Below are 24918 nucleotides of genomic sequence, written 5' to 3' on the forward strand. Positions count from 1 at the left end.
GAGCGATTTTGAAGCACACTTTCTAACTGGTTTTCTAACTCGGATACTTGAGATTGAAGTTGAGCTTGATTCTGATTAGCCGTCTCGATTTGACTTTGGGATTCCGAGAGTTGAGAAGTGAGTTGAGATTCCAATTCAGAGCGATTTTGAAGCACACTTTCTAACTGGTTTTCTAACTCGGATACTTGAGATTGAAGTTGAGCTTGATTCTGATTGGCCGTCTCGGCTTGACTTTGGATTTCCGAGAGTTGAGAATAAAGTTGCGAGCGTTCTGTGTTAGCAGTTTCTAGCTGAACTTCTAATTCTGAGCGAGTTTGACGCACACTATCTAGCTGAGCTTCTAAGTCGGATACCTGAGATTGAAGTTGAGTTGGGATCTGATTTGCTGTCTCGATTTGACTTTGCAATTGGGACAGTTGAGAATAAAGGTACGATCGTTCTGTGTTAGCAGTTTCTAATTCAGCTTGCAGTTCTGATAACTGAGACTGGAGTTGCGAGCTATCTCCCTCCTTGCGATGTATCTGAGACTCCAATTCTGACAACTCAGACAGCAGTCTTTCTCGCTCTACAACAACCATTTCGGATTGAAGTTGTACTTCATGAAGTTGAGAGTTTAACTGCATTTTCTCCAGATTAGCTGCGTCTAACTGTCTTTGCAGTTCTAATAATTCAAATGGAGGTTGCTTTGCTTGTTGGCGAGCGGTTTGCAATTGAGAGTTGAGTATTTCGCGTTCTTGCTCTGCACTCTCCAATTGAGCTTGTAGCTCTGACAATTCCGAAGTAAATTGCGATCGCTCTGCTTCGACTAATTGCAGTTGAGCTTGCACACCCGACAGTTGAGACTGAAGTTGCTCGCGCTCTTGAATGGAGCGATCGAACTTTATTTGAATTTCCGACAACTGGTACTGTACATGCAATCTGCTTTGAGTAGCCGTTTCCAACTGACTCTCAAATTCCGACAGCAGAGCGTGAAATTGAGAACGTTCTGCATCAACCGCCTCTAACTCTGCTTGCATTTCCAGCAATTGAGCGTTAAGTTGCGATCGCTCCTGATCCGCAACTTCTAACTGCTCTTGAAGTTCTGCCACTTCTGCTAACTGGGACTCAGCTTGTTGAGCATTTTCTAGCTGAAACTGCAAATCAGCAATCAGAGCATCAATTTGCGATCGATCCTGGGCAATTCCTGCCAAAAATTCTTCCATTTCCGACACTTGATTTTTTAACAATTCTTGCTCGCGAGTCACAGCTTCCAACCGACTTTGCAACTGAGCCAATTCTGAATTGAGCTGATTTTCATTCTGTACCTTTTGCCGCAATTCCGAAGTTCGGGCATCCAACTGAGCAGCCAAATTCGATATAGCCTCCTGCGAACCCTGCATCCGCACCAAATTGCGTGAATTTCGCTTATTCAAAATTAGCCAGCAGACTAAGGCTCCGCCTCCAAATCCTATGACTAAAAGTAATGCTTGCATTTGTTTTATCTAATTAATATAAATTGAGTGATTTTGATCCCGATCCAAAAATGGACATCCACAAATTGCTATCTTACTCAAAGCTATCACAACTTGCCAGCCTGTGTTTACTTGGCTCAACAATTTATATTTCTTTACAAATCCCTTTTGTTTACAGGTAAGGTGCAGCGCACCCTGCAAGTCCGATTAATGCAGCAAATCCACAATATGAGGAATAATTTCGATATGCTGAGTCAACAAATAATCCAACCTATCCGCCAATAAACTAAAAATTAAATCGTTATAACTCATCCCGTATTCCGCCAAACCTAAAGCTACCAAACTCGTCACATTTTCCCCCGGATGTTTCAGATCCGGTTTGGGATTTGCTTCTAAAACATAAAGCGAGCCATCAGCATCACTTCGGACATCAATCCGCACCAAGCTGTTCAAACTAAACTCCCAATAAATTTTTCTAGCTAACTCAATTAACTCTTGTTTGAGTTCAGGTTCCTCACTGCCCATCAACCGTCCTCGATCGGCCGTAATTGCTTTTTTATCCATAGAAGTAAAGATAAGTTCGTCAGGCTCCAGCACCCGCTCTATCGTGGAAAAAGCAAAAGGTTTTGTATCTTTACAAAAGCCGCCTTTAGCATATTTAACATATCCACAAGCTGCTACACAAAATTCTCGTCCCGGCAAATATTTTTCAAGTAAAGCAGTATTGTGAGTGGTTCGGTGAACTTCCGAAACCGCCTGAGACAAACCCTCAATTTTGTCTACAAAATGAACGTGCAGCGAAGCGCGACCGGATACGGGTTTAACAACAAACGGCCCTTGATAGTCACCAAAAGCAATGGCAAAACGCTGATGTAAATTAGGCTCAAAAATCCCTTGAGAAGGATGCCAAGTCATAAACGGAGCGGTTTTAATTCCGACTGATTGCAGTTCTCGTTTAAAAGCGTGTTTGTTATCTAAAGTTGAACTATTTAAAGGATTGTGACCGACATAAGGCATTCCCAACATTTCCAACAATGCGGGAGTGTGACAAACAGGATTGTAGCCCTGGACTCCGCCAGTATTCAGCCACACTAAATGAATGTTTTTTTGTTTGAGTTGTTCCGGCAAATTCATGTCATCAGGCATGACAAAGACTTGCTGAAAGCCAATTTCTGCTAAGGCTTTAGCAATCTCGCGGGCGACTACTTCGTAACTCTTCCAAGAGCGGGGATTGTGAGTTTTGTAAATCACTGAGCCGGGGCGATCGCAGTCGCCGCCGAACACCACAGCAATCCGCAATTTAGCAAACAGCACCTCCAAATATTGAGGCAGCAAACTAAAGTCGTAATGCCAGCGATTCAGGTTGATTGATGTTGGATTCATTTAAGTATTTTTTCCTTTTGGTTTCATTTTTTAGCCACAGAACCGCTAGATTTTCCCAAGTATATTCCCGCCAAAACCACACAAAAAGCAAACCAATTAAACAAGCTCAAACTTTCCGAAAACAGCACCCAAGCCATAATCGCCGTAATTACGGGTTCTAGCAGCAGGAAAAAAGCTACAAATTCCGACGACAAACTACCGAGACTGTGGATAAGCAGTCCCTGACCGAAAGCTTGGCAAATCACGGCCAAAGCAATTACAGTCAGCCATCCCTGCTCAGAATAAGGGAAAACTCGATCGCCCGCAAGCAGAACCAGTGGCAAAACCAAGATACTGCCCATAAAACAGCGCCACATCAATATAGTTGTCGCCGGAAACTTGGTTCGCAAATGTTCTGAAATTAGCAGATTTCCTGCATAAAACATCGCCGATAAAAGAGCAGCAACGTCGCCGACAAGATGGTCTCCCGCAGTTTGCAAATCGTCGATTCCGATCGCAATTGCGCCGGACAAAGCCACCGCCAGTCCCACCAAAAACCTGTTGTCAAAGCGTCGCCCCAACAGCAGCCATCCCCCCAAAGTAGTAAATAAAGGAGTTAAGTTTCGCAGTACAGTAGAATTAGCGACATTAGTCTGACTCAGTGACCAGGCCCAGAAACCCACAGAAGCAGAAGAAACCACGCCTACGGCTATTAACAGCATCACATCCTGCAGAGTGTAGTTCGATCGCTCTTTAACTTGGGCCCCAGACATTCGGCGGCGCGCAGCATCAGCACCATTCCACACTCCAAATACCACAGTTGCTATCCACAAACGGTTAAAAACAGTAGCATTCGGGCTGATTTCCCGTTCGCTCAACCTAATAAAAATCGCCGCCAGCGACACCGCTAGCAGCGCTGCCGACAGCGAAACGATCGCCCAAATTTTACCTTGACTGTCAGCTAATTCACCGTTTTTTAAACGGTCTGGCTTTCCCGAAACAATAGTTTTGTCTTCAGTTGTTAAGGCAGAGTTTAACTCGGTTTTTTCCAAAATATTGAGCTGAAGTTCAATATTTTGCTCTGGCAATCCCAGTTTTTTTGACATTATTAAAAGTTCCAATGAAGGCAGAAGGCAGTTGTGTAGGGTGCGTGATCAAAGAAAATTTGGGCGACGAATAAAGTGACTCAAAAGTCACGCACTCTACTTACTAAGGCTGCACCAACTATTTTTTATAGTTAACAGCAGCTTAGGTTGAAGGTTTAACAGAAAGCCTTGTCAAAGCCTCCTTCAGCACCGGCGGCAATTGCCGGATAATCTTGCCTTTGTCGCGATCGACACCAACCAAAGTTACCTGTGCTGTCACATATAACTCCTGAGTATCAGCCGATCGAATTTCGTAATCCCAAAGCAGCCGCACACCCTCGGTAGCAGCGATCCGCGTTCTGACTGCCACAGATTGACCCATTTGTACAGCCCGGTGGTAGCGCAGCGAAAGTTCCACCACGGGCAATTCCAAACCCTGCGCCACCCAGTCTGCATACTCGATGCCAAGAGAGCGCAAACTTTCCACCCTAGCTTCCTCCATCCAAGTAATATAAGTCCCGTGCCACACCACACCGCTGTAGTCAGTATGGTGAGGGTACACTCGCACCAAATATTCAAACCAGCCCTCAGAGTCCATCCCGCGCCGATTTTGAATAGCACCAGCCGGTGCGAGTTCTGGTTGAGTTCGATCGTTCTCTAACACTTTACAAATCGTTCCAAAACGCTACATTTCTACAAATCATAAGACAAACTTCAGGCTTATGCTTGACAGTAAGTAACTAGAGTACCAACGCCCTAGTTTAACGTCGCACAAGAAAACTCAACTGTTTTTACCGCCAAAAACCATGATAGAAAAAATTTTAGTAGCCGTCGCCGGTCGCGGCTTGTGCGAAGAGATGTTTAATATGTTGATGGACATCCCTTCCTTGCAACAAACCTCTGTCACCGTCTTGCACGTCGTGCCGCCGCAAGTAACCTCCGATGGCATGGCCGAGAAATTGGAAGAAGGAGGAAAGATTTTAGCACAAGCAGTCCAGTCTTTGAAAATAGATCCCAGCAAAGTCAATCCCCGGCTCAAACAGGGAGACCCGAAAACCACAGTTTGCCAAGTCGCAGAAGAAGAACAATCCGACTTAGTAATTATGGGTTCCCGGGGACTCGGACGGCTGCAATCGATTTTGGAAAACTCAGTCAGCCAGTACGTTTTCCAGCTAACATCCCGACCGATGTTGTTAGTAAAAGACGATATTTACGTCAAAAAAATCAAGCGCGTCATGGTGGCGGTAGACAAATCAGAAGCTGCCAAACAGTCATTACAGCTTGCGCTATCTTTGGTCAAAGAAGTCAGTGGCGGAGAGATAATTTTAGTACACGTCACCAAAGATTTGACGGGAAAATCCAGCACAGATTTAACAACAAGTGCTGAAAAAGACGCTGTATTGGCCCCAGCAGTAGCACTAACCAAACAAATGGGAGTTAGCTACCGCTGCGTGAGTGCTACAGGCAAGCCAGGGGAAGAAATTTGTCGGATTGCAGACGAGTTGAATGCCGACTTGTTGGTAATCGGTTCCCCGGATCGGCGACCCAGCGTTGCCAAAAACTTTGTGGATATCGATCGACTCCTGGGAAATTCGCTATCAGACTACGTGCGAGTTTATGCCAACTGTCCCGTCTTGCTAGCCCGCACAGTCGGCTAGAATCTCATCGTTAACAGTTAGCCGCCAACACTCAACAGTTAACAAAAAAGCGCCTCAGCAAAAAGCTGTTGGCGCTTTTTTTTGCAAGCAGCTTGCGCCAGACAGAAATAGCAGCAGTTGCTAATCTTTTCTACCTTGACGGCTAGCTGTTTGAATGTACAGAATGATTAGAAAAACACTGGGAACCAATACAAACAGAATGGTTGCCACAAACCCTAAATCGTTAACTTCCATGAAGACGCTCGCCTCTATCTAAAAATATGAAAATACACACAACCAGGATATCACTCAAAGGTAGAAGGCAAACTTGAATACAGCAGAAGCCAGCACTAGACAGTGGAATAGGTAAAAAATCAAAATTCAGAATCCAAGAATTTTTATTTCCTTTTGCCCACTGCCCAATGCCCTGTTTGCCCAATGCCCTGTTTGCCCAATGCCCTGTTTGCCCAATGCCCACTGGCAGTTAGGGTTTAGTCTTCACGCTCACCTGACCATTGACCATAGCTTGACAAGCCAAGCGATAGTTTTCGGGCTTTTTCTTGAGCTTGCGGTTCTCAAAGTCAGTGCGGGGCGACAGATTTTCACTGCCCTCGACAATTTCCACAATGCAGGTGCCGCATTGACCAATGCCCCCGCAATTCATGAGCTTGCCCGAAAAGCTGTACAAATCGATGCGGTTTTCTAGAGCTTTGAGCCTCAAATTGGCCCCGTCTGCGGCGATGACTTCCTGATTTTCCTTCACAAACTTGATATTGGCCATTGCCGATTCCTTAACGCAGTTGACATCGCATTCTATTACAAAATATTAACTAATGTGTCGGACGTTTAATACAGGATGTCCAATTGATCTGGTAATTAAAGCTCGCCCCAACCCAATCTCAAGGAGCATCCGAGAGGTTATTAGTCGGAAGATTGCTCACAGCGCGCTCAAGAGACGAAAGCCCCAGGTTGAAAGTGACAATTGCCGACAATCGGTTTCTCTGAGCCCTAGTCAAATCAGTTTCCGCCTGAATCACATCCGTCTGAGTACCCACGCCAGCTTGAAACCGCAGTCTCGCCAGACGCAGAGCTTCTATCGACTGCCTAACCCCCGCCTCAGAAGTTTCGATATTCTCAAAACTCGACTCTAAGCCAAAATAAGCTTGTTCCACTTCCCGGCGCACCTGATTGCGGAGCTGGTCGAATCGACTTTCGGCGATCGCAATATCAGCATCCCGTTGTTTTACCCTCGCGTTCGCCGCGCCCCCGTCGAAGATACTCCAAGTCAGACTCGCCCGGATCGAATAACCATCCGCCCACCCACGAGTAGCAAACGGGTTGGGGTCGTCAGGGTCTTGTCCCAGTACGTTGTAACTACCCCCAACGCTCAGTTGAGGCAAACGCCCCGCCTGAATCGATCGCCTCTGCTGCTTGCTGATATCCCTCTGCACCAACTGCTGTTCCAACTCGGGGCGATTCTTAAAAGCCTGCACGATACTCTCTTCCAAAGACAGCCTCCAAGAGCCCGCTTGCTCTACCGGGTCAGCCGCTGTCAAGTTCGCCGACTGGCTGATATTCAAAATCTCAGCCAGACGCCGCTGGGCAACTCGCTGGTCACGACGGGCAAGTGAGAGTTGTTGCTGTTCGTTAGCCAAATTTGCCTGAGCCTGCAACACCGCAAACCGGGTTCCCACCCCTGCGCGTTCCAAAGCTTCGGCATCCCGCAAACTTTGCTCGGCATTTCTCACCGAAGCTTGGCGGATGGCAACTTGTCCGTCCGCGTTTTGCAAGTTGTAGTAAGCCTCAGCAGTGTCGAAGCGCAGTTCCTCGGCTTGGCGTTCCACATCCAGTTCCCGAAGCCGCAACTGTTCCTCTGCCGCGCGAATGTTAGCCCGCCGTCTGCCGAACAAATCGATGTCATAGTTCAACTGCAAAGTGCTGTTGAGACTGTTGTTGCCTAAATTTTGCCGGGCTTGCTCGGCGGGCTGCCCGGTTCCGTTAGCCCGAGAGTTGTTGAAGCGCTGCTGAGCCCGGACTCCGAGTTCTCCGCCGGCAGTCACAGAGCGGCTGGCGTCCATTTGAAAATTCAGGTCTGGATAAAGAGCAGCTTGCTGTTCGCGCAAAGCGGATCTGCTTTGTTCCACTTGCTGTCCGGCGATTTGCAAAACTTGGCTGTTGCGGCGGGCGAGGTCGATCGCCTGTTGCAAGGTAATTGACTCTGTTTGCTCGATCCTGACATCCTCCGGGTTTGTCGGAAACAGCAGCGGATTCGGGTTGGGTTCCAGGGAAGTCGGAGGCTTGGTGTCTAAAATGCCCCTCGGAGGGAGAGGGGGGAAACTTTCGTTCGGAGTGCCCCGGAGAATTGGTACCGGGGAACTGGGCACAGGAACATTGTTGGGAGGGTTCGGGGAAGGCTGCTGAGTCTGTGTCGGTTCCAAGCCTCTAAGAGGCGTTGAACCGGCCTGAGACAGAGTTGATGGGGAAGCCGGAGCAGCCTGTTGAGGCTTTGATGCTTGCTCGTCGGGCCCGGTTGGGGGGTTAAGGGCGATCGACTGTTCGGCCTGTGATGCTGATTCTGCAGCTGTGTTCGAGGTCGATCGAACATTCTGCCCTAATTCGAGCTGATTGAAGCGGGCCAAACTGTCCTGAGATTGAGTCGGAGACTGTGCTGAAGCACTCTGTGCGGCGTTGCCCAAAGTAATTGCAGCGCCCACTCCGACTACGATGATTTGACGAAAAACACGCATAATTTTTTAATTACTCTGCAATCCTAGAGACAATTTTAGAGCAAGATTGAGGTCTCAAGTTTCTAGTCTGTAGCCTGAACTCGACGGTTACAAGTCACAATTACCATACTCATCTTAACTTTTGAATGTTCCATTCAAAATTTAGAATTTAACTTCAGCATTTGCCAGACCGATCGCCGCCGAGATTAGTTCCTCTACTCCGCTCACCGGCAAAATCCGGGTTTTTAGCGAGCTGGCGAGCTGTTCGAGGGTCATGTCGTCGAGAAAACGCGGTTCCCCCTGTTTTAGCATCACCGACGGCAGCAGGATGCCATCTTCCAAGTCTCGCCCCTGCAAAGCTTCGAGCAAATCTTGCCCGGTGAGCAAACCCGTGACAGTGATCGTTTGTCCCCAGTAGTTGCTGCACAGTGCTGCCATGTTGACGGACAAGCCGGGAATTTGGTTTAGTTGTTGTACGATCGGCTCAAAAGCTTTTTCTACAGCATTTCCCACTACCCAAACTAACTTGCGATCCGGCTCGACTTGCATCGGTTGCAGCTTCTCAAAAGCCGTTTCAAACTGCTGGATAAACTGGCGGATAGAACCCACACCATTACCAATTTGCGGATAATCTTCGTAATCAGCAGCCGACGGCAAATCTAAACCAGCTATTAAAAACCACTCATCAGCCAGCCAAATACAGCGCGATTTTGAATTCTTCCTTTTCGTCTTTGGGCTACCTTTTCCTGTACTCAAAAGCCCTTGAATTTTCTGAACTTGCTCGATTACTTCTCGCGCTTTTTCCGCAGTAACTGCGATCAGTTCATCTTCTGCAGGGCGAAAGCGAGTTAAACCCACCGGCACTACAGCCACCGATGCTACAGCCGGAATACTTCCAGTATGAAACTTGGCCAAATCTAACAAAGTGCGTTCTAAATGTTCCCCATCATTAATACCAGGACAAACAACTACTTGAGCGTGAATTTGCAAGCGGCGTTCTTGAAACCATTTGATTTGTTCGAGAATCTTCCCCGCGCGGAGATTTTTTAGCAACCGAATTCGCACTTCCGGTTCCGTAGCGTGTACGGAAACATAGAGAGGAGAAAGCCGCATTTGTTGGATTCTGTCCCACTCTTTTTGAGTCAGATTTGTGAGAGTGAGATAGCTACCATAAAGAAAGCTGAGGCGGTAGTCATCATCTTTGAGATAGAGAGTTTCCCGCTTTCCCGGTGGTTGTTGGTCAATAAAGCAAAAAGGACAGCGATTGTTGCACTGAATTAGTCCGTCAAAAAGAGCCGTCTCAAACTCTACTCCCAAGTCTTCGTCATACTCTTTTTCTATTTCTAATTTGTGACTTTTGCCTTTACTGTCTAATACTTCTAATTCGAGAAATTCATCCGCGCACAGGAATTGATAGTCAATTAAGTCGCGGGGTTTTTGACCGTTGACGGCGACGATTGAGTCTCCGGGTTCAAATCCCATTTCGGCGCAGATGCTGTCGGGGATAACTTTGGTGATTAGGGCGGGCCGGATTGATAAGTCGCTCATAAGTTCGCGATGATCTTTTTAGATTGAATAAATTATTATTTTTGAGATTTTTTGTATATTAGATCTAAATCTAATTATCATAAAAGCAGCTATTTGTCAAGTTTTTTCGCAGCATCTGGCGCAGTAATTTGTCAAAGTTTATATTTTTTTAGCGTCTTTTTTTGATTTTCACTGTACCGCTGTCTACAATCCGATCCAGGAATCATTTTGCTTGGATATTACCCGCACCAAAACGACTAACATAAGGTGAACCAACGCGCACAATCTATATCTGAGCAGTGGGGTAGTTTGTTCAGAGTCTGCTACAGGCTACTATGTCCTTACTATCTATCTCCCATGCACCTGTCGGAATATCGATCGCCACAATTTTACCTTTGTTACTCGGATCAACTTGCGATCGCACAGTACGATCGTAGATCTCATCCCCCAGTCGTGCCAACTCTTGCTTACTATAACGGGGTTTCAGAGTAGTCATCGCAGTTGCCTGTGGAACTAGACCTAATTATACACTTTTAATTTGCAATAAGGATGGTAATCAGGAGTTGGGAGCGATCGCACCTACTCGAATTCTGTCCTTGTTTGCTGCTAGCTTATAAGGCAGGAGCGATTTGAGTCACTCCTACCAAGTTTACTTCACCTATTAAATATTTTTCACTGCCCCACCTGCTATCGCCGTTAAAATGGCCACGCCAAAAGCTAGCCGATACAACACAAATATCCACATCTTTTGAGTTTGCAGGAACTTCATTAGCCACGCGATCGACAAATAAGAAAACACAAATGATGAAATCGTTCCGACTATCAAAGCTGCAACTCCAGCATCGCCGATTCCTTGTGCCAAATCACCCTTTAATTCCACTAATCCAGCCAGAGTAATTGCCGGAATTCCCAATAAAAAAGAAAACCGCGCGGCGGCAGGTCTTTCCAACCCCATAAACAATCCTGCTGTTAGGGTAGAGCCCGATCGCGAACACCCCGGAATCAATGCGATTGCTTGAGCTAATCCCATCAAAATACCGTCTAAGACAGTTAACTTTTCATAAGTGCGATTGCGCTTGCCAATTTTTTCTGCTGTTGCTAAAAGTAGCGACATCACGATCGAAGCAATGGCGATGCTGGCCAAACTCCTGAGTGGCGACTTGTCAAAATCTGGGACCAATGCCTTGATTAGCAGCCCAAAAAAGACTATAGGTATTGTTCCCAAAACCAGTGCTACCGCCATTTGAAATTCATGCGATTTGTAGTCGCGCTGCACCAGAGCTTCTACTGCACCAACAGTTATATTTGTCAAGTCTTTCCAGAAATACCAAAGCACTGCAATAATGCTGCCCAACTGAATAACAGCAGTATAAGCAACCCCCGGATCGCCCCATCCCAGGGCGATCGGCACTACCTTTAAATGAGCGCTGCTGCTGATGGGCAAAAACTCTGTTAATCCTTGTACAACTCCTAAAACAAGGGCCTGCACCAGATTGATTTGAGCTGACCCGGAAACATCAGCGGCGGGCGTTTGGGCGAAGAGTGCGTCAAGCAAAGCTATCATTAGTTGTAAATTCCCAGTTGTCAGTTTCTAGTAATCAGTTGAATTTAATATCTTGCACCCTTCTGGGAAGCTAGAAGCCTACCCCACCACAAATAAATTTTATTGTGGCGCGGACTGTTCCAGTCCGCCCCTGAAAAGGCGATCGCAAATAGTGATCTTCAGCCTGTCGAATCACCTTGTCGATCGCCACTATCAGCAATTTATGATCATCGAGCCGAAACTACTTTAACCTACTCAACAACATTTGCCTACATTTTCCTGATAAACTTAGGAAAGTTTTTGCATCTGATTTCGCTTTCCTTCCAGCAACTGCCCACAACCTATGATATTTACTGAGAACAAAAATTCAATCGTTACTGCTGCTTCTGGCATCCGCTGGCTGAGGCGAATCTTGTCAGCCACTCTTTTAACAGTGGCGATCGCATTTAGCTTCATACTGCTAAGCGGCACTGCGCCAGCCTTGGCTACTCTCACAGACGATCGCTTTGACGGTACAATATTTGCCCTCTACGCCGGCAACGGTTCCCTAGTTCCTCCTAAAGTCAAGATTACAGATTCTTTCAAACGCCATAAACCCGTACTGTTGGTTTTTTACACTGACGACAGCAGCGACTCCAAGCAATACGCGATCGTCGTCTCTCAACTCCAGGAATTTTACGGGCGCGAAGCCGATTTTATGCCCATAACAATTGACTCTTTGCCTCCGCAACCGTCACCCGAAATCACCGAACCAAGCCATTATTACGAAGGTTTCGTACCTCAAACTGTCATTTTAGACCAATCGGGAAAAGTGGTTTTCAATGAAAAAGGACAAATACCATTTGAACAGGTAGATGATGCTTTTCGGAAAGTATTTGACTTGCTGCCTAGAGAAAAATCAATTCCGCTCAAACGCCGTGTTGTGAACGAACTCAATATCGAATTGTCCAAGTAATAGGTAATGGCTAATTCCTAGTGGCTATAGCAATCTTCAATGATTCCTCAACCAGAGTTTTTCGGTCTTATATTGAATAAGGTATGCTGTGGCGCACCTTACATTGATCGTGATACTAATTGGATTGAAAAAGTGACAGGCAGAAGATAGAAGGTAGAATTAAAAATTAAGCTACGGGTAAAGACACGGCATTGCCGTGTCCCTACCAGTATCAAGGCAAAATAGATGTGAACAGTTTAAACTTTAAACAATGAGTAGAACCTTAATTCCTGTGATTCTGGCCGGCGGTAAAGGCGAACGTTTCTGGCCACTAAGTCGCAAGCAGCGGCCCAAGCAGTTTTTGAGTCTCGACGGTAGCGGCAAGAGTTTGCTGCAGGCTACTGCGGAAAGACTTTTGGAATTAGGTAACGGTTGGGACGATTTGTGGGTGGTAACGTCGGAAATGTTGGCTGCGGGGGTTCGCGAACAGTTGCCGCTGTTACCGCCGGAGAATTTACTGGCGGAACCGGAGGGCCGGGATACTGCGCCGGCGGTGGCCTGGACTGCTATAGAAACTGCGAAGCGTTACGGTGAGGATGCGGTTGTTGGTTTTTTCCCGGCGGATCACTGGATTGGGGAACCACAGGAGTTTATCAAGACTTTGGAGGCGGCGGCCGAGTTGGCGAAAAATCAGGATGCGATCGCGACTTTGGGAGTAAAACCAAGTTATGCTTCGACTGGTTACGGCTACATCGAACAAGGCGAGGAAATTGGCAGTTTTGGGGGTTTTCCCGCCTATCGGGTGGCGAGGTTTACGGAAAAGCCCGATCGCACAACTGCGGAAGAATTTGTAGCCAGCGGCAAGTTTAGCTGGAACGGCGGCATTTTTGTATTTCGAGTCGGAACAGTCTTGACAGAATTACGAAATCATGTACCGGAAATGATGGCAGCTTTGGAAGCAAAAGGCGCGCAGGCTTACTCGGAATTACCCAAAATTAGCATCGATTACGCGCTGATGGAGAAGACGCAAAAAGCCTGTGTTCTGCCCGTAGGCTTTAGCTGGGACGATTTAGGAGATTGGAATGCGATCGGCCGTTTGCTGCAAGGAGATAAGCCGAATGTCGAGTTAGCAAAACACATCGGAATTGATACCAAGGGCGGCATTTTTTATGCAGCAGATGAGAATGAGGTGATTGTCACCATTGGTTTAGAAGATGTCGTAGTTGTCAGAGATGGTAATGTGACTTTGATTGTGAAAAAAGACAGGACGCAGGAGATTAAACAGGTAATTAAGGTGTTGGGAGAAGATGAGAAATTGAAAGATTTATTGTAAGCAACCGAGGACATGGCAATGCCGTGTCCCTACCCCAAAATAATGAATTGTCGAGAAAAGGTACTGCCGTGTCCTGATTTTGGGTAATAGCCGAGCTCTGATTTTCGGTAATATATCGGGGGAGAATCTCATATTTGTAAAAACACTTCTTCTGACTCTTTCCTTCTGCCTCCTACCTCAAAACTCCAATTTCTCGCTTGACTGTAAAAGTGAGATGATCCCTATCTCGGCGGTTGAAACTGCGCCGACTAAGAAATAAAGAGCAGACTAAAGCTGAGTGCAACTTTTAGCAGCCTCCGCCTGTTGCCGCATCAGCTTAGCGGTGTTAACAACAGGTTGGGAAACTGTTAAATTCGATGTCCCTGGCCGCTCAGCCAACAACTGAGATGGTGGCTCTAAACTGATATTTTTAGGCTGTTTTTCTGCCGTTTTCGTCGAAAACTGCGGTGCTGATTGCAAAAATTTTTCGATCGGAATTCCCCAACTCGATCGCACCATTAACTCCCGCATTGGTTCACAGGGTTTCGAGCCATCCTGAAACACATATGGATCTCCCCAAAGTGGATAAGCGTGCATTCCGTTCACAGCGACCACCTCGCCACCAAAATTCAGCACAGGACCACCGCTCATGCCTTTTTCAATCTGATTGTCATAACCCAGTTGATAGCCGTCTTCGAGCGATTTTTCAGGTATGAGCGATACTCGTCCTGCAGTGAATTTCCATCCCCCTGGATTTGACTTGTCCGCGTCAAAAGGAAACCCGGCAGCATATACTTTGTCCCCTTCTTTAACCGTTGAAGAACTGCCCAATACACCTATTTTGTAGTCGGATTTGGTACTGGTAAACTGCAACAGTGCTAAATCTTTGCCTGCAAATTGAGTTGCTAAATATCGGGTAGCGGAGTAAATTTTACCGTCTGGAGTTTGGATGCGATATGTTTTTCCTGACTGCAATACGTGGTCGTTTGTGATCGCAGTATAAACTTGTGCTTGCCGCTGAATAATAATCCCCGAACCCCAACTATCTTCAGAAAGCACTTTTACCGTAATTGAACGAGCTTTTTGGAGCATTGCTTTTTCCAATAAATCTCCCGCCCTCTGGGGAATGGATTCTCCCTGGTTTTTCCCTGAGAATGGTTTTACGGGTTTTGCAGGCAAATTCAGCGGCTTAGTGGCTGGCGACTTCACAGGTGGCTTGCCTAGTTGAAATATAGATCCTTGAGGTTGCTGCGGTAAATTTGTGCGGACAATTTCTGCGACAGAGAAACCTCGATTGTGTACTTGAACTGCCACTCCGGTTAACAAACCAGCAGTACAAGTTAAGAAGGCTAGGGAAACCCAATTCATTAAAGTTACATAATTTAGGTAATACCAATTTAATAGGTCGTTGCACATATTCCGATACCCCTAAATCCCCCTTAATAAGGGGAGTAGGGGTTGACTTTGATCGGAATCTTGTCCACCCCCTACTCCCCCTTATTAAGGGGGGTTAGGGGGGATCAAATTTTATGCAGCCTCACAAAAAATTGGTATGAGTCTTACCAGACAGGAATATTATCAGATTGCGAATTTGGCTGATCTTCTACAGATGCCTGTTTGAGATATTCGCTCATATCTATATAAACACGAGATGTGCTTTCATTGAGCGGTCCAGAAGCGCGAACGCGCACAGCAAGTAGATTGTTTAATACTTGACTGGGATCGCTCCCTCGTTTTAGCGTGAACAGCAATCCAGTGCAATCACCTCCTTCTCGATCGGCAACGCAAATTACTTGCTGGTTGTTCATCATACCAGTAGTCAGGTAATTCAGTTTTTGATTTCGGAAGTATTGCTGAAATCTTGCAGATACTTCAATACAGCGCCGTTCTGGACTGTAACCTGCATCGCGGAAACGATCGGAAGTCCACCGAATCACGGGTACGTCACCCCGATTAGTCCGAGCAATGGTTGCGGGAGCGCCGTTGTTCGTGCCACAGACAAAGGATCTGGTTTGAAGGCTGGTTTGAGCGCTAGCATGAGTCCCGATCGCACTTACAGCAAGTGCGATCGATCCAGCGGCAATAATCGATCTCAATAGCTTGTATTTTTCAATCATTATCACAACTCCTTGTGTTCAAAATTAACAGTTAAAAAATTTAAGTTAGAAACAAGAGTTTTATTTAACCCTATCTTCTAAATCTCTAGTTTTATGCCTTGAAAAGTTACCATTCCTTTTCGGAAACAGGCGAGTTATTGGTTAGAGACTCAGGATTTCCTCCTGACTGCAGATTGCTCGTATCCACCGGCGACGTACCTGGGCGGCAAATCGGCTTCCCCTGAACGTAGAGGGGATCTGGCGGGCGGATGTTGCTGGCTTCATCGGTTTCGCAGACGATCGATACTGTGACAGGATTATTATTAGTAGCAGTTTCTGTCAAAAACACCGCTCCCACATAGGCTTTTTGACTGGGGTTAAGAGGAATAGCATAGTGATATGCTCCCCTAGTAGTGGTGTGAATGGCAAAGTTGAACTTCGACATCGGAAGTTGAATGTTAAAAGAGCGTTGGAGCAAACTGACAGTACCAGTAAATGCACCGTTGCGCGTGCGGAAGGTTTGCTGGCCGCGAATTAAGGATTGAATTGCTAATTCCGCTCCTGGCGATGCAGCTTGTCGCACCGCTTGAGGTGCTGGCTGACTGCGCGGCTCTGGTGTTGGCGTAGATGTGGCGGTTGGTTGCTTTGCTTCTAGGGAGTTATTGGGCGCTGGAGGTGTTTGGGGAAGAGTCGGGGTCGCCTGCTGTGGCTCCACTCTGGCAACTTGGTTTCTCGGCAAAGATATTCCCAGTCCGCTGTTGAGTGCCTGTTGGAAGCCGTCTTCATTCCCTGATGCTCCACTTAGAGATGCTGCTTTTTGAGCATCTTCATTGGCTCCTTCGCTGTCCCCGACTATGAGGCGCACTTCGCTGCGGCGGTTGTAGCCAACTGGGCTGTTGGGAGCTAGGCGGATGGCTTGGGCTATGTCGGCGTTGGCTCCTATGTAGTCTTTGATTTGAGCTCGGCTGACACCCCGCAGGCCGTAGGCATCTGCAAAGTTAGAATTGATTTGGATAGCTCGATCGAAGTCGGCGATCGCTTCTTTATGATTTCCCAATTGAGCGTTGCTAGCGCCACGAACGCGGTGAGCTTCGGCTAATTGGGGATTGTTTTGGATAGCTTTGATGGCATTTTCTAGAGCTGCTCTGTAATTTTTTTGAGCGAAGTTTGCGTAAGCTAAACCGTTGAAAACATCGGCAGAGTTTTGATTGAATCGCATTCCTTGGCTGAAGTCTGCGATCGCACCTTGATAATTTTGCCGTTTGAGTTTTTCTTTTCCCTGTTCCGCGTAAGCTTTAGGGGCGAGTTCGACAAAGGTGTTGATGGGAATTCCCAAGTTTACCCAGGCTTTCGTGATGGTATCTTCTGTGCTCCCCTCTGTACGTCCGTGAATGCCAATCACACGACCACGAAGATCAAGAATTGGCCCTCCGCTCATTCCCTGGCGAGTTGGGTTTGTATAGATTAATTCATAGCCCTCATTTACCCGTTCGCGAGCTGAAATTTGTCCTGCTGTCATCTGACGAATCTGTCTTGTAATAGTTTCGCCCGGTTTTGGCCAGCCGGAAACGTAGACTTGTTCTCCGACTGTGACTGTTTTAGAATCTCCCAATTGTGCTATCTCATAATTGTTCGAGCTGATAAATGGCACGATCGCCAAATCGACTCCCGGTAATTGGATAATGTTGTTGTTGTCCACTTGGTAGGAAGTGCGATCGGGCGCGACAATTTTTGCTTCGCCTCCTCCTGTTGTTACGTGTTTGGCAGTCAGTACATAATAGGTACTGCCTTCTCTAGCAATAATTATCCCTGAACCCTGATTTTGTCCTTCGATTAATACTGTAATTCTTTCGGCAATTTTGTTGACTTGTTCTGCTGTTTGTGCTACCGCTTTTTGCGTCTGCACGATCGCTATTGTTGCACCGATTAGCGCTGCTGAAAGTCCGTATTTAAACTTAATTGTCATAGGATGCTCCGTGTTTAATGTTAAGGAATAATTTTTGATTTTGAGCGACCTACTCATCGACATAATTTTCACCATAAAGGACGCTCCGGCTCAGGTTCGCCTTTGAGGCTACCGGGAGATGCGGGAGTCGCGAAAATATTTCGATCGCCTGGAACTGCTAGTGTCGCGGGAAATCCGTTTAGCCAAACATTCATCTGAATATAAACAGGAAATCTTGGCAATTTTTCATGGGATTGGGAAAGTTGAGTGTCCGAACCCCAAAGAGGTGGCAATTGCTCATACAAATCACTTCCTGATTCAGAATTCAACACCTTTTCTGGCGAGTAAATACCACCTTGAATGATGGTGCAACCAGCTATTTGCTGGCTGCGAGCGGTAGGTTGAATGCAATTTATTTGCAGTTTTTCAGCCATTTGTTCGCATTGCGTTCGAGAATTAATTCCTAAAACTTGCAATTCCTCGGATACCCACCTACTTACTAGTATATTGCTCTGGGCTGTTTGAGCTATGATTGCTGGCTCGTTATTAATTGTACCGCAAAAAAAACTTACTTCTTGAGCGTAGCTGGCACTACTAAAAGTAATTGTACTTGCCAATGTTAATGCTAATGTTGTCGGAATTAAATTCAATACCTGAAATTTCACAATTCACCTCCTTTCCAATCAAAAATTATCTCATGTTTCATGATTTTTGAGAAAAATTTTTTGAGGGGGCGGGTTTTTTGAAGAAGTTATCTGTTGTTGCATATCGACTTGCTCCCGTCTACCCGCCACTACCACCCAAAACTCATCTTAAAAAAGTGGGTTGCTAGCATCAGATTCCACAGACTGCGGGGATGCAGATTCGGCCGGTGGGTTTTTGAGATATTCGCCCATGTCGATGTAAAGTCGATCGTTCATTTCGACATCTACTCGGCTAGAATGCGCGCTTTCGTTGAGTGAATTTGTGCTAGCTCGATCCCGCAAATTCAACAGGCGTTTTAATGTATCTCGCGCATCGCTGCCCGGTTTAATTGTAAATAACAAGCCGTTGTTGGGCAAGTCGCGGGCACAATCGCCACCCTTGGTGTGGGCCACGCAAACTACAGGTTGTCGGTTGATAACTCCTGTTGTCAGGTATTTGAGCATTCCTGCTTTGTGATACTGTTGAAATCTGCCAGATACCAGTTCGCACCGGCGCTCAGCATCGAATCCAGAGTCTGAGAAACTATTAGAAACCCACTTAATTACTGTGACGTTGCCGCCTTCTGGTCTTTGCAAAATAGTTGCTGGCTGACCTCCACTTTTGCTACAGACGAAGCCTGTGGTTTGGGCGGCTGTCGGACTGCTAGCGACAATAGTGGTAGCAAAGGCGATCGCAGATGCAGTAATTAGCGATCTCAGTGAGTGAAGTTTCATTGGCAATTATTCCTTATTGATTTAATGGATTTCTGGGATGGAAATGATTGCTGATTCTGGGTAGGTGGATATTAAATCAAGCCGACTTGTCCCAGCGAGTTTTGGAATGGATGACTGATTCGCAGCAAACATCCTGATTCCCCCTGCTATCGTTTTCGACTGACTATTTTTGTATATCTGCCTGTTGAGTGTAATTATAAAGCAAAACTTAGAAATCAAATTTAAAGATTTAAGCAAGAACAGGACTGATATCAAGTCCGGTTGACTACTTATAAATACTGTAAGGGCATTGAACACTTGTACTGAGCGTAATATTACGCAATTCCTAAAATCCCCAATCTAAAATCCCCAATCTAAAATCCCCAATCTAAATTAGAAGAGGGGTTTGTCGTCTTTAGGAGTTGGAGAATTCGGGAGAGAGGGCGAAGGTTTTGGTGCTGGTGCGGGTTCAGTACCATCAGGTGAGAATCTAAAAAGGTCGTCTTTAGCAGTTGGTGTTACTTCGGGGCTGGGGGCTTCGGGGCTGGGGGCTTCGGGGCTTGAGGCTTCGGGGCTGGGGGCTTGGCGGAGGGAAATTTCAATGTCTTGAATTTGACGATCGCACTCTGCTAAACTAGCTTTCACTTTGTCAGCAACGAAGGAATCGGAAGCAATTGCTTTGAGTTTGTCTGCTGCTTGAGTCCACAGAGCTTTCTGTGTTGATAATTCGGTTTCTTTTGGCGCATCGGCTGCGATCGCCAGAGCTTCTTCTAATTGTTTCTGAGCTTGTTGTTCTCTTGTCAAATGCCCTTCCATCGCCGTCAGCTCGCTTTGATAGGAAGGCAAAAGCTTTTGGGCATCGGAGTATACTTTGGCCGTTGGCGGAATACTTGATAGTTGGTCGATCGCGTTTTTCAGGCGATCGCGAGCCGTCTGCAACTCTTGGTCTGTTTGAGCATTTTGCCCTAAAATACGGGCGTCAGCAGCCTGTTTGACGGCGCTGTTGTAACTTTCGTTAAAGGGTTTATCCGCTGCACAGTTGTTCACAATCCCGCACACAAAAGGGATGCGAGATGACTCCAGACTAACAATCGCACCTACTAGCAGCAGAGTTGGCAAGACAATTAGGGCGATCGTTTTCCATCGAGATGTATTATCAGGGATTGGAAGCTGTGGATTCCGATGATAATTTACAGGCTGGTATGGATTGCCTGTATTTTGACTCTCAGTAGAAAGTTGAGTCGGAGGTAGTCCAGGAGCGGAACTCACTTCAGTTTTTGATGAACTCATAATAGTTTTTCTTTGTGTTTGGCTATTATCGAGAGCATTTAATACTTCTCTCGCTGACTGATAGCGATCGCTCGGTTTGTCCTTCAACATTTTATCAAGTACCCCAGCCAGTTGGTCGTTGACATTCACGTGCGATCGCCAATCCCACTCCGAATCATAATTAATCAAATCATTCGGTTCTTTACCAGTTAACAAAACAATCGCCGTCACAGCCAAAGCATAAAGATCGCTGTTGGGGTAACACTCGCCGCCCCGCAACTGTTCAGAAGGAGCATAAGCTATTTTTCCCACCTGCGTAGGTGGATTTGAATTAGAAACACCCTGATTGCCAGTTGTGAGCTGTGTCTCCGCATATTTAACCACGCCGAAATCAATCAGAATCGGTTTGAGTTTACCATTTGGCAGCATGATATTATCCGGCGAAATATCTCGGTGAATAATCCCTTTTCCGTGAATATATTCGAGGACTTCCAGAAGATTACGCAACCATTGAACGATATCTTTTTCAGAAAAGGTTTGACTTTGCCGTAAATTCCAGTAAGTTTTACCGTTGACAAATTCCTGCACAATAAACAAGCGCCCATTTTCCTCAAACCAATCCAGAAACTCTGGGATTTGGCGGTGGTTGAGCTTAGATAAAATTTTTGCTTCTCGCTCAAATAGTTCCCGAGCTTTTTGTAATACTTCTGGCTTGGTATTGCTGGGAGCAAACTCCTTGAGAACGCAGTTATTTCCTTGTTGTTTATCTAAAGCTAAATAAGTGCGACCAAATCCACCTTGACCAATAATTCGGTCAATTAGATAGCGATTTTTAATCAAAGTTCCAGCGGATAGTTCTGGTATTATCACTATTTTATAATCCTGCTTCTATAGTTGCTTTCTCGCTCGAATTAATACCAACCTAGTCTAAATTTGTAGTAACTCATATCTTGCACCCTTTTCAAAACGTTGTAGGGGCGGGTTCACCGATAATAATTGCCTAAAACCGCCAATCTCGTAAACCCGCCCTCATATCTACTAGACATCTCCCATAATTATTTTGGAAAAGGCATCCTGCCTGTTCTTCACAGGCTTTTTGGGAGATGTCTACTAAAAAAACCTTTAACTAACTTGAGTCAGCCGCGTACCGCACTTAGCACAGAATTTCGAGCTAGTTGGATTCTTGTGTCCGCAGCTAGTACAAAATACAAAATCTTGTGCTGGTAAAGTCGGCGGTTGAATTGGCCGTGTCGAAATACCCCCAGGAGCATTAATGACAGTATCATCAGTATAAATTTTGTCCAATTCTGAACGTACTGCCATCCCATTTGGTTGAGGCTGCGAAGGAGTTACAGGATTAACTGGCGGCGGAGTTTGAATATTAAATGACCCAGGCTCCGGCTGAGGAAACTTGTAAGTTTCTATCACCTCTTGAATAATCTTCAGTTCTCGTTTATAAACTGGACTTTCATTTCCTCCCTCCTTGTCTAATTCGGTCTCCCGCGTGTCGAGATATGCCTTCAGTTGGCTGTATAACAGTTGTTTTTGCGGCACAGTTTCCGCCCCAGTCAGGATTGCTTTCACCTGTTTTTCAATCTCTTCTTTATCAGGACGACAGGCCACAACTTCCAAAAGTTGTAGCGTTTCTTCCCAGCTAGAAGCAAGATCTACATTCTCTTGACCCAGCACATTTTTTACCGTGTAGCGAATCACTTTTTCCTTGGTATTGCGGTTTTCTTCCCGTCGGACAACACCCAATGCTCGTGCTTGCACAACCAATTTTAAAATTTTTTCATCCTCTGGAAACACATCCCAAAAAGGCGCTTCTTTTTGAATGTGAACTGGAATAGGAGGATCTTTGCTTTCTCCCTTCGCTTTAGCCCGTTTTGCTTGGATTGATTGCCCTTTCCAATCTTGATAAGACTGTCGCAATTCACGCATTCCTTCAATACAGCGCAGGGAAAAACCACCGACTTCTTGCACAAAAACAATGCGGTGGCGTTCTGCTTCTCCCAGAGGAGTAATTGCATCGCTGCTACCCACCCGTTCTCGGATCAAAGGGATTAATTTGATGGCGGCTGCTTCGGTGCTGTTACGCCCGCCAACGAGGGCAGCTTTCGTGTTGAGTGCTGGCGTAAAACCTGCATCTCTGCCCCTCATTATGGGCTCAGAAAGCAGAATTAGGGGTTTAGATTTATTGTAGGCGATCGCCAATTGATTGCGGATGTCAGTTTCGTCATTTTTAAACATTTTGAACAATCCATCGCAGGCTGCCAAATCTCGCTTCAAGCGACTGCTATTAGGTACATTCTCGATCGCCAACCGCGTTTTTTGAGCGATAATTTCCTTAAAATCTGGATCTTGCACGTCCTGCAATTGCGGCAAATCAAACAGTCGCATCACCTCATCCGCCTCCCGGTTTTGTTTCCACATCGGGCTAGCTTCTGCGAGGACTTGACTCGACAAATTGCTGCAAGTTCCGTCCATCCCTAATTCATACTTGCTTTTCGCACCTTCGGAAGCACCTGCTAATTGCTCGATCGCATCTCGATACAAATCATTTAGCTGTTGGCGGTCAAATAATTTGATACCGTTAATTACCAGCACATCAGCACTGCTTGCTTGTTGGTCTGCTGCTTTTTGAAAGTCATCGCGATTTTGCCGCAACTTTTGATTTAAGCGAGCCAAACGACTTTCTAACTCTGTTAAATGCTCTTGCAGCCTGACAATTACTTCCAACCCCAAGAATCTGGATTTGCGCTGAATAATTGCGATTAAACTCCCCTCTAAGCCGCTGAGAGCCTTAGCACAATACTTTTCCATAGCATCTTGTTTGCTCAAACCAAACTGCTCTTGAAAGTGAGTAATATCTTCCAAACCCTTTTGGTATTGTTGCTGAAAACGAGCCTCATTTGGCTCCCAAATTTTTTCTGCTTCCCGGCGAAACTTCTCCACAGCATTTTCAAAAATCTGCCGCACTGTTGTGATAAAAGCATCAGCAAATTTCGGCCCTTTGTTGCGGTCTTCAAGAATCGTGTAAAACTCTGCTTCTAGGGTTTTGCGTCCTTCTTTGATAATGCGGTTGCGGTTGTCGTACATTTTTTGCAGATAATCGCCGTGCAGTCGCTCGTCGGGACTCATTTCGCGCAGGTGGTCGCTGCGATATTCCTCGACTTTTTTCTGCAAATAATTGACAAATTCCAGAATCTTGCCTTTTTCTGAGCCGAAAATACCCAAGAATCCTTGTTGGGTGCATTGCATTTTTTTATCTGCATTAATTTCGTTGCGGATGCTGCTTACCCAGTTGGAAATTTCTGCTAAATAAGATTTATCGCCCGCAGCACTCAAGTCAGTCAGCATTTCCATTTCTGTCAACCGAATCCGCTTGAGGTCACTTTGTACAACCTCCAACAAATTGGGAACTAATTGCACAGATTCGTTCAGCCACCAAGTCACAAAATCAGCAGCTAGCCGATTTGATAAAGATGTGCGAATCTGGGCGATGGGAATTTCAATTGTTGACAACCCAAAACTCATAAACTGTTTGGAATAGCCGCGACCACCGGGGTCTGCTTGGGCCCAAGAACCTTTAATGTTATCTCGGATCGATCGCTTGTGGGGAGCAAAATCTGAGGTCAAGTCCAGAAAGATATTCTGACCGATCATTTCCCGAATTTGGTCGAGGGGAAATTCAGTTTCACCGTTTTTAGTTCCGACTAAATAAGTGAAGTCAAAAGCAGGTCTTTTGTCGCGGATTTCATCGATTAAACCGGCACTGTACTGCACTGCATATTCTGTGCGGTAGTCGGAGAAATAGCTCAATTCCATTAAGGCTGCGTAACCGTTAGCTAAAACGCGATCGCCTACATTGATACCAGCAAAAGCATTAGGCATCGGCACAATCGCTGTAGTGGTAGGACTCGATTGTCCTTGCAGCCACTTGCGGACAGCATAGCCGATATCGATGAGCATTCCGCTGCCGGTACCACCAGAAATTGAGCCGGTGATAAACACGTTTACGGAGTTATTGTTTACCTTGACGTTATATTTGTCAAGCATAAAATTGTCGTGACCTTTTACGCGATCGCACGCCGCATTAAATGATTGCTTAATCTTGTGATAGTTGCAAAAAAATGCAAACCGACCGCAGGCGCGAATCTGTCCGGCTCCCGCTTCTAAAGCCGTCATGTTTCGCTCTAATTCATTGGGAAACCAAGCTTCTATCCAGGGGAAGTTGTCCATGTTGGACATGATATTTTCAACTTCATTGCCACTGACTTTAGCAAAGTATTTCTCGTTATCTTTGAACGGAGTTCCGCCCGCAGCCGGATTGTTTAGTTTGTATTCTTTGTCTGTATCAATTACCAGAAAACTAATAATCGGAAAGTTCTTCAAACTCCCGTAAGTTTCTTCTACTAAACGTCGCACTCTTGCCAGCACTTCATTTCCCGTTCCTCCTACTCCGATTAAAACAGTAGGAACCATACTTTTTTCATCAACAGCAGCCATAAAACTTCCTCCTTTTTGTTTTTAATTAACATTGTATCAACTTAAGACTGAAACCCATAAAAAATGTCGCTTGTAGTCGAGTCTCGATCCCCCTAAATCCCCCTTAATAAGGGGGACTTTGAACG

The 24918-nt window shown here is 45.9% G+C and carries 19 protein-coding genes and 1 pseudogene; 3 read left to right on the plus strand and 17 right to left on the minus strand.

Annotated elements, in window-relative coordinates; genetic code table 11:
- The 4 genes and pseudogenes from QUB08_RS21230 to QUB08_RS21245 all read right to left on the minus strand — a co-directional run.
- Positions 1–1472: pseudogene (locus QUB08_RS21230) on the minus strand (hypothetical protein); the annotation flags it as partial.
- Between the two features lie 186 nt (positions 1473–1658).
- The gene (locus QUB08_RS21235) at positions 1659–2834 is read right to left on the minus strand and encodes a D-alanyl-alanine synthetase (RefSeq protein ID WP_333226829.1); all 1176 of its coding nucleotides are present in this window, start codon (positions 2832–2834) and stop codon (positions 1659–1661) included.
- Positions 2835–2857: 23 nt separating this feature from the next.
- Positions 2858–3919, minus strand: coding sequence for a DMT family transporter (locus QUB08_RS21240; protein ID WP_333226831.1), 1062 nt, complete (start codon positions 3917–3919; stop codon positions 2858–2860).
- A gap of 142 nt (positions 3920–4061) precedes the next feature.
- On the minus strand, positions 4062–4562 hold the full coding sequence (locus QUB08_RS21245; RefSeq protein ID WP_333226833.1) for a thioesterase family protein: 501 nt from the start codon (positions 4560–4562) through the stop codon (positions 4062–4064).
- A gap of 142 nt (positions 4563–4704) precedes the next feature.
- On the opposite strand from QUB08_RS21245, the gene QUB08_RS21250 reads away from it, so the two are divergent.
- Positions 4705–5556 (plus strand): universal stress protein, encoded by an 852-nt coding sequence (locus QUB08_RS21250; RefSeq protein ID WP_333155994.1) that lies wholly within the window; start codon positions 4705–4707, stop codon positions 5554–5556.
- A 120-nt stretch (positions 5557–5676) separates the two neighbouring features.
- Here QUB08_RS21250 and psbM read toward each other — a convergent pair whose 3' ends face one another.
- From psbM to QUB08_RS21280, 6 genes are all read right to left on the minus strand, one after another.
- Complete coding sequence (gene psbM, locus QUB08_RS21255) at positions 5677–5790, minus strand: photosystem II reaction center protein PsbM (protein WP_015177760.1); 114 nt, start codon at positions 5788–5790, stop codon at positions 5677–5679.
- A gap of 229 nt (positions 5791–6019) precedes the next feature.
- Positions 6020–6316: a 2Fe-2S iron-sulfur cluster-binding protein gene (locus tag QUB08_RS21260; RefSeq protein ID WP_333155992.1), complete on the minus strand. Its 297-nt coding sequence runs from the start codon at positions 6314–6316 to the stop codon at positions 6020–6022.
- A 118-nt stretch (positions 6317–6434) separates the two neighbouring features.
- Positions 6435–8282 (minus strand): TolC family protein, encoded by a 1848-nt coding sequence (locus QUB08_RS21265; protein ID WP_333226836.1) that lies wholly within the window; start codon positions 8280–8282, stop codon positions 6435–6437.
- A gap of 141 nt (positions 8283–8423) precedes the next feature.
- On the minus strand, positions 8424–9809 hold the full coding sequence (locus QUB08_RS21270; RefSeq protein ID WP_333226838.1) for a TIGR03279 family radical SAM protein: 1386 nt from the start codon (positions 9807–9809) through the stop codon (positions 8424–8426).
- A 292-nt stretch (positions 9810–10101) separates the two neighbouring features.
- The gene (locus QUB08_RS21275; RefSeq protein ID WP_333226840.1) at positions 10102–10284 is read right to left on the minus strand and encodes a hypothetical protein; all 183 of its coding nucleotides are present in this window, start codon (positions 10282–10284) and stop codon (positions 10102–10104) included.
- A 165-nt stretch (positions 10285–10449) separates the two neighbouring features.
- Entirely contained in the window at positions 10450–11352 is a 903-nt protein-coding gene (locus QUB08_RS21280) for an undecaprenyl-diphosphate phosphatase (protein WP_333226842.1), read from the minus strand.
- A 322-nt stretch (positions 11353–11674) separates the two neighbouring features.
- On the opposite strand from QUB08_RS21280, the gene QUB08_RS21285 reads away from it, so the two are divergent.
- Together QUB08_RS21285 and QUB08_RS21290 are read left to right on the plus strand one after the other, a co-directional pair.
- Positions 11675–12286 carry a thylakoid membrane photosystem I accumulation factor gene (locus tag QUB08_RS21285; protein ID WP_333226844.1) on the plus strand — a complete coding sequence of 204 codons (612 nt, stop codon included), beginning with the start codon at positions 11675–11677 and terminating at the stop codon, positions 12284–12286.
- Positions 12287–12536: 250 nt separating this feature from the next.
- Positions 12537–13598 (plus strand): mannose-1-phosphate guanylyltransferase, encoded by a 1062-nt coding sequence (locus tag QUB08_RS21290; protein WP_333226846.1) that lies wholly within the window; start codon positions 12537–12539, stop codon positions 13596–13598.
- Positions 13599–13865: 267 nt separating this feature from the next.
- Here the strand turns inward: QUB08_RS21290 and QUB08_RS21295 are convergent, their stop codons facing one another.
- The 7 genes from QUB08_RS21295 to QUB08_RS21325 all read right to left on the minus strand — a co-directional run bounded on the left by QUB08_RS21295 (position 13866) and on the right by QUB08_RS21325 (position 24793).
- On the minus strand, positions 13866–14993 hold the full coding sequence (locus QUB08_RS21295; protein WP_333226848.1) for a serine protease: 1128 nt from the start codon (positions 14991–14993) through the stop codon (positions 13866–13868).
- A gap of 143 nt (positions 14994–15136) precedes the next feature.
- Complete coding sequence (locus tag QUB08_RS21300; RefSeq protein WP_333226850.1) at positions 15137–15694, minus strand: COP23 domain-containing protein; 558 nt, start codon at positions 15692–15694, stop codon at positions 15137–15139.
- A 106-nt stretch (positions 15695–15800) separates the two neighbouring features.
- Positions 15801–17639, minus strand: a complete 1839-nt coding sequence (locus tag QUB08_RS21305; protein WP_333226852.1) for a trypsin-like peptidase domain-containing protein — start codon at positions 17637–17639, stop codon at positions 15801–15803.
- A gap of 68 nt (positions 17640–17707) precedes the next feature.
- A complete protein-coding gene (locus QUB08_RS21310; protein WP_333226854.1) occupies positions 17708–18283 on the minus strand; it encodes a hypothetical protein in 576 nt (191 codons plus the stop codon).
- A 147-nt stretch (positions 18284–18430) separates the two neighbouring features.
- Positions 18431–19036, minus strand: coding sequence for a COP23 domain-containing protein (locus tag QUB08_RS21315; RefSeq protein WP_333226856.1), 606 nt, complete (start codon positions 19034–19036; stop codon positions 18431–18433).
- A gap of 372 nt (positions 19037–19408) precedes the next feature.
- The gene (locus QUB08_RS21320) at positions 19409–21154 is read right to left on the minus strand and encodes a serine/threonine-protein kinase (protein WP_333226858.1); all 1746 of its coding nucleotides are present in this window, start codon (positions 21152–21154) and stop codon (positions 19409–19411) included.
- 252 nt (positions 21155–21406) lie between these two features.
- A complete protein-coding gene (locus tag QUB08_RS21325; RefSeq protein ID WP_333226860.1) occupies positions 21407–24793 on the minus strand; it encodes a tubulin-like doman-containing protein in 3387 nt (1128 codons plus the stop codon).
- Positions 24794–24918: the final 125 nt, after the last annotated feature.

Origin of the sequence: Microcoleus sp. BR0-C5 (genome assembly GCF_036705045.1) — a bacterium.
Lineage (GTDB): Bacteria > Cyanobacteriota > Cyanobacteriia > Cyanobacteriales > Microcoleaceae > Microcoleus.

Excerpts from the sequence above, each read along its gene's own strand:
- QUB08_RS21235 (WP_333226829.1), bottom strand. The coding sequence starts at position 2,834 with ATGAATCCAACATCAATCAACCTGAATCGCTGGCATTACGACTTTAGT.
- QUB08_RS21240 (WP_333226831.1), bottom strand. The coding sequence starts at position 3,919 with ATGTCAAAAAAACTGGGATTGCCAGAGCAAAATATTGAACTTCAGCTC.
- QUB08_RS21250 (WP_333155994.1), top strand. The coding sequence starts at position 4,705 with ATGATAGAAAAAATTTTAGTAGCCGTCGCCGGTCGCGGCTTGTGCGAA.
- psbM (WP_015177760.1), bottom strand. The coding sequence starts at position 5,790 with ATGGAAGTTAACGATTTAGGGTTTGTGGCAACCATTCTGTTTGTATTG.
- QUB08_RS21260 (WP_333155992.1), bottom strand. The coding sequence starts at position 6,316 with ATGGCCAATATCAAGTTTGTGAAGGAAAATCAGGAAGTCATCGCCGCA.
- QUB08_RS21265 (WP_333226836.1), bottom strand. The coding sequence starts at position 8,282 with ATGCGTGTTTTTCGTCAAATCATCGTAGTCGGAGTGGGCGCTGCAATT.
- QUB08_RS21270 (WP_333226838.1), bottom strand. The coding sequence starts at position 9,809 with ATGAGCGACTTATCAATCCGGCCCGCCCTAATCACCAAAGTTATCCCC.
- QUB08_RS21275 (WP_333226840.1), bottom strand. The coding sequence starts at position 10,284 with ATGACTACTCTGAAACCCCGTTATAGTAAGCAAGAGTTGGCACGACTG.
- QUB08_RS21280 (WP_333226842.1), bottom strand. The coding sequence starts at position 11,352 with ATGATAGCTTTGCTTGACGCACTCTTCGCCCAAACGCCCGCCGCTGAT.
- QUB08_RS21285 (WP_333226844.1), top strand. The coding sequence starts at position 11,675 with ATGATATTTACTGAGAACAAAAATTCAATCGTTACTGCTGCTTCTGGC.
- QUB08_RS21290 (WP_333226846.1), top strand. The coding sequence starts at position 12,537 with ATGAGTAGAACCTTAATTCCTGTGATTCTGGCCGGCGGTAAAGGCGAA.
- QUB08_RS21295 (WP_333226848.1), bottom strand. The coding sequence starts at position 14,993 with ATGTGCAACGACCTATTAAATTGGTATTACCTAAATTATGTAACTTTA.
- QUB08_RS21300 (WP_333226850.1), bottom strand. The coding sequence starts at position 15,694 with ATGATTGAAAAATACAAGCTATTGAGATCGATTATTGCCGCTGGATCG.
- QUB08_RS21305 (WP_333226852.1), bottom strand. The coding sequence starts at position 17,639 with ATGACAATTAAGTTTAAATACGGACTTTCAGCAGCGCTAATCGGTGCA.
- QUB08_RS21315 (WP_333226856.1), bottom strand. The coding sequence starts at position 19,036 with ATGAAACTTCACTCACTGAGATCGCTAATTACTGCATCTGCGATCGCC.
- QUB08_RS21325 (WP_333226860.1), bottom strand. The coding sequence starts at position 24,793 with ATGGCTGCTGTTGATGAAAAAAGTATGGTTCCTACTGTTTTAATCGGA.